This window comes from Haladaptatus sp. AB618, from assembly GCF_024136965.1.
Classification (GTDB): Archaea; Halobacteriota; Halobacteria; order Halobacteriales; family Haladaptataceae; genus Haladaptatus.
The window spans coordinates 1-5251 of the sequence record NZ_JAMYJX010000019.1; the positions used below are offsets into that span (position 1 = coordinate 1).

Below are 5251 nucleotides of genomic sequence, written 5' to 3' on the forward strand. Positions count from 1 at the left end.
TAGATTCCGTAGTGAATTAGCCAGATGCGTGCTGCCGTCTCTGACACATCGAAGTAGGTGGCCGTGCCCGCGATTGTTCCTGCTTGCTCGTAGGCCGTCTGCAATCGATCTGGATCCCGGTACGGATGCTGCTCGAGTTCGTCAGTAGTCGTCAGCGACAATAGTGACTTTGGAAAGTCAGAAGAATGCGGAGCAGATTGTTGGATGAAAAATCCGAGTTGGAGCTCACGGAGACGATGGCCACGGTCTGTGGAGTACATATAGCAGCATTTCGTGTATACCTCACTGTCCTCGATCATCCACACAGCACAATCGCTGAAATCGCTGAAATTCTCGACCGTGATCAGAGTACGATTGGGAAGCAACTACAACCGCTATATGAACAGGAATTGGTCACTCGGTATCCTCGTACTGTCAATAGTGGTGGTGTCAAGTATTTGCATGTCGCTCAACCACTCCCTGAGATGACGGAGTGGCTACAACATGAAGTGAACAGTTGGACAAATGCAGTAACATCCCAATTGTCTCAGCTTTCCTCGGAGTGAATCACCATATACTGAATACGGATACAGCATACAGACATTGTATACAAACACAGAAGAAGGATTCCAAATTCAGATCTGCATCAGTAGAATAATCTAGTAAGAGATTTCCAACAGGCATTCAACGGATAGATATCGGAGGCCGAATACAATATACAGATACTATATGCGAATACAGAATTCACATCAGAAATGAGTGATTCAGTCCATACAAGGTAGGGTACAGATTGTTCACCAGCATCAGCGAATTGTATACATATTCAGCATACGTATTCAGCATATTCCTTCTGTTTTCACATCCAGGATATAACTTCGGAATTCACAACCAGAAGTAGAAAACAAACGAAGAGATCAGAATTCGTCTTCTTTAGACAGGAGGTATTCTTTTTTTGCCTTCATCGCTTGATCAACTGTATTCGGAGCCACTTCTTGCAACCCAACTCGAATGAGATCCCCAATAGTCTGGCTTCGATTCACATTGGAATCATTTTCTCGGTTGAGCGCCCGGCGTGCATCTGCGGCAACGTTTTCGAGCTCGCCAGACTCCTCGAGTCCGTGAAACAGGGCTGCGAGATTCGTATCTCGAACAGTGATGTTTGAGCTGGCATCGCCGTTGTCAATTGCTTCATAGGCGTTCTGAACAGTCTGCGTCAGTTCAACAGTCTCGTCGGCCTGGGACGGTTCGGACGTTGAACGTTTCTGGTTTTTACTGCTCTGGAGGAGCTTTTCTGCTTTGTCTTGGCTCATTGGTCTCTGTGAGTCGGTTGAGGAGTTCGGTGGTGTTCTCACGGTACGCGTTTAGCACACGCTGCCCTGTATTGTACAGCTCATCTTCAGGGACAGCGAACAGTGTGCAGCCTTCGTTTTGCTTCTTCGAGATATCCTGTGAATTCGGGACAGGAACCGGGGCTGCCTGGTCTGGATATGCTTCTTGGAGTTCAGCAACGAATTCCTTTGATAAGTTCGTCGAGCTCTTCACCATCGTCGGAATGACCATCGCGAGCTGCGGATCGATTGGATGTTCTTCGCGAAGGTCATCGAGATCGTCGCGAAGATTATCTAGCTGATTCCGCTCGAACGCACCAGGTTTGAGTGGTGCAATGACGTTTCTGGCGGCGAACAATCCGTTCAACGCAATGTTGTCCTCTTTGCCCGGCAAATCGAGCAACACGAAATCGTAACGATCGCTCAGGTCTTCGGTGATGAACTCATTTAGCTTCGAAAAACGCTCCTCAATGGGAACGTTTGCGAGATTATTATCTGCACCGCCGAGCCCAGGGTCTGCAGGAATAAGGTCAATACCTTCTCCCGTATCATAGACCATGCGATCAACGACATCTGGGATATTGTCTCGGATGAATTCCCAATCTTCGCCAAAGATAGCGGAGATAGGAGCATCGATATCATCGACCTCATCGTTCATCCCAAAGTGAGTGGACAAGTCGTTTTGCTTCCCTGCTAAGTCAATGAGGAGCACGTTAAGGCCATGCTCCCGTGCAGCTGCAACAGCTACGTGTGCAGACGTGGTTGTCTTGCCAACCCCGCCTTTTTCAACGTAGGTTGCAGCACGTAGTATCCGGTTACTCGATACAGTGACCATATGCATTTGCTGTATACATATACAAGATACAAAAAGGTACGTCAGACAACGAGATGAAGAGGATAGCAAGGTCTCGTATTAGCCTTGTCTGTCAGGTAGAAAGCGCCAGAATCATAATATACATATCCTGTATTTGTATATAGTATGCAGATTCTGTAATCGAGGTTAAAGGGTGAGTTTGAGATGTGAGACAAATTGGGCAAATACACTGGACGTGCTGTATCCATCACACCACATTTCCACAGTCCACCTCGTCCAATGAATTACGAAAAGAATTGGTTCCTCTCACGTCCTTCAGGGCAAAGATATCGACACAGAACAGCACTATCAGGTCCTGGTTTCTCAATTTCAGTGACGGCCACCATAGCGGTTTTCCTGAGTTCATCGTTATAGCCGGTATCAATACAGAGATACCCATCCTCGTCACAGATAAAGATCAACTCATTGTTTGTTAACTCAGGAAAACCGCTGTGTGAGAGGGATAGTTCCGACTTCGCTCTTGGCTTCATTAGCAGCAGTGTTGTCTCTCTGGTTCCCGTACTCTCTCTAAACTGGTCACACGATGCGGTTCACATGCAAGAGTGGTGTGGTCCCGCCAGATGGTCTGGGGACAAATGGTTATTTTTGATCTCACGCAACCAGATCGGTACTACAAATCTACCTTCGTCAGACACCACTGTTGCAAGTGAAAACCAGAACTACAGAACGTCATTTTGCTGTGCGAGCGTTTCTAACTTCGTCAGCGTCTCTTCTAAAGATAGCACATCAGAGAGCGCCGACAGCGCACTAGAGAAGGGAACATCTAGTGCATAGCTGTAGTAATTTCCACGGGATCCACTCCGATTCTCCTCGGCAGTCAATATACCCAACATTCTTAGATCAGACAGATGGTTATGTACGGACCGCTGAGCAAGCGGATCGACACCTGCAAACTGACAAAGGTCGGTGTACTCCTCATAGATACGTCGAGTACGACACGGCGTATCACCTTTTGCAGCCATTGAGACGACTGCTAGAAGGGCAAAATGACCATTGACGGTTAGTTCTCGCATCCCTTCTTCAACGCGCTCCTGTTCGAGCATCTCTTTTGCTGCTTCGACATGCGATTCTGTAATGATGTCATCGTCTCTGTTTTCAGCATGCTCACCCGCGAGTCGAAGGAGATCGAGTGCTTGACGAGCACTGCCACTATCCTTTGCAGCGAGCGCAGCACAGAGGCGTGGGACGCTATCTTCGATAGACCCTTCTGCAAGTGCAACATCAACGCGAGACTCGAGAATATTCTGGAGTTCAGGCGCGTCATACGGCGGGAAATGAAGTTCCCGTTCACAGAGTGTGTCTTGGACACGAGGATCGAGCCGATCTCGGAACTTGAAATCATTACTGACACCAATCAAACCAACTTTCGTCTCGGTGAGCTTGTCATTTGATCGCGCACGAGGAAGTTCATAGAGCAACTCATCACGAGTACCGATGGAGTCGATTTCGTCAAGGATGATGAGGACTGTTCCGCCAAGCTTGTCGAGTTCAGTGTAGAGTTTTTTGAAGATCGTTTGCTGTGGATATCCTGTCGAACTGATTTCAGCACCCTCGGGTCGGAGCTCGTTCACCAGTTCGATAGCAACTTGATAGGACGAATTGAGTGTTTTACAGTTGAGTGAGAGTACATGAAGGTCAATGTCGTCGTACTGTTCGATGTCTTCACGGAGTCTATCAAGGAGGAAATCGGTGACTGCAGTTTTCCCAACTCCTGTATTCCCGTATACGAAAATATTGTTTGGCTCCCATCCGTCGACGACGGGTTGTAGAGCGTTCATGTACGCGTCGATCTCCTCATCGCGTTCTTGGATACGCTCGGGTTGATAGGACTCGTTGAGCGCGTCCTTGTTTGTGAAAATATTTTGTTTTCGGGTGAACCGCCGCATTCTGTCTCAATACTTATGTCCCATCCATATAAAACCATAGCTGCAACTGATTCAAGTGAACACTAGAACAGACACACACCACTGTTACAAGTGAAGCTAGTAAGAGAGAGTTTAGTAAGAGAACAACAGTGCACGATTACAACTAAAGCGTTGACACATTGGCTGACACACCACCTGTTCAAGTGAAAACAGGCGATATACAGCGTTTATCCGCTGAATTTCCGGGAAGTGTTATAGTCTTCGTGAATTTGTCTTCTTCGGTCAGTACCGACAGTCATTCATGAGTTCACTTGCAGCAGTGGTGTGCGACTGCTTTTTTTGTTAGTTAGTTGAACGAGTTAGTTCTCTCGTTCAGTTGTATCCGTGGTTTAGATGCATTTCTCATCACCTACCCCTTTCCACGACTAGCTTCACTTGCAAGAGTGGTGTCTCTCTGGTTCCAGAACTCTGTCTGAACTGGTTATACGGTGATGTTCACATGCAAGAGTGGTGTGTTCTGTTCATGGGACCGTTGTTTCCATTCACGTGCAAAGGTGGTGTGGCCTCGCTAGATATCGCAAGTCGAGGTGGTGCTCAATACTGTCGGGTTAAGGAAAAAAGCGAGAGAACGGTTTGCTTGTTCAATATCCAGGGCGACGCCAACTCTACCCCACTATGGCAGGTCAGCGTTTTGAGGTCACGACTAACGCGCCCTTATCACGATTGAGTTGCCGTGCAAGATCTGTTCTGAGATCACGGGCTCCTTCCATCTCACTGTATGCATGCGCTCGTACCATCTGTTCTCGACGAAACACAGAGACGGTTTCGATTACCGCGAAGGAAAACGTGATCAATGAAATTCATCTACCCTACTCGAATTGCGTGGGAATTGTAAATTATTCACAAAAACCAGTTGGTTGCGACTGCTTTCATAGAATGTCAGAAACCCGAAATTCGGAGAGTCACCTCTATCGATTTGTTGTGTGAAAGGCCACCAAGCCGTATAGACACACCCCTATCGACTTGTTCTTGTCAACGGTAGAGCTGGGTTATCGATAACACCCACACCCTTATCGATTTGTTCGAGAAATAAGTTACTGCTTGAGCTGTGCGTTCACAACAGAACGGAGTTCGTCATCATGGACGTCGTCTAGGCGCGAATCTTCCCGGAGCGTTTCGATGATGGTCTCTGGGTTTTCACCAAA

General features: G+C 47.5%; 5 protein-coding genes. 1 reads left to right on the forward strand and 4 read right to left on the reverse strand.

The features are described 5' to 3' along the window. A partial coding sequence (locus tag NKF26_RS23850; RefSeq protein WP_253235029.1) for a hypothetical protein occupies window positions 1-260 on the reverse strand: 260 nt, incomplete at its 3' end. On the opposite strand from NKF26_RS23850, the gene NKF26_RS23855 reads away from it, so the two are divergent. After that, window positions 237-545, forward strand: coding sequence for a helix-turn-helix domain-containing protein (locus NKF26_RS23855; RefSeq protein WP_253235028.1), 309 nt, complete (start codon window positions 237-239; stop codon window positions 543-545). The two genes, NKF26_RS23850 and NKF26_RS23855, sit on opposite strands and share 24 nt — an antisense overlap. Window positions 546-893: 348 nt before the next feature. Here NKF26_RS23855 and NKF26_RS23860 read toward each other — a convergent pair whose 3' ends face one another. From NKF26_RS23860 to NKF26_RS23870, 3 genes are all read right to left on the reverse strand, one after another. Next, entirely contained in the window at window positions 894-1289 is a 396-nt protein-coding gene (locus NKF26_RS23860; RefSeq protein ID WP_253227385.1) for a hypothetical protein, read from the reverse strand. After that, window positions 1249-2142: a ParA family protein gene (locus NKF26_RS23865; RefSeq protein WP_253227386.1), complete on the reverse strand. Its 894-nt coding sequence runs from the start codon at window positions 2140-2142 to the stop codon at window positions 1249-1251. Before NKF26_RS23865 ends, NKF26_RS23860 begins: the two co-directional genes overlap by 41 nt. A gap of 698 nt (window positions 2143-2840) precedes the next feature. Continuing rightward, window positions 2841-4067: an orc1/cdc6 family replication initiation protein gene (locus NKF26_RS23870; RefSeq protein WP_253227387.1), complete on the reverse strand. Its 1227-nt coding sequence runs from the start codon at window positions 4065-4067 to the stop codon at window positions 2841-2843. Window positions 4068-5251: the final 1184 nt, after the last annotated feature.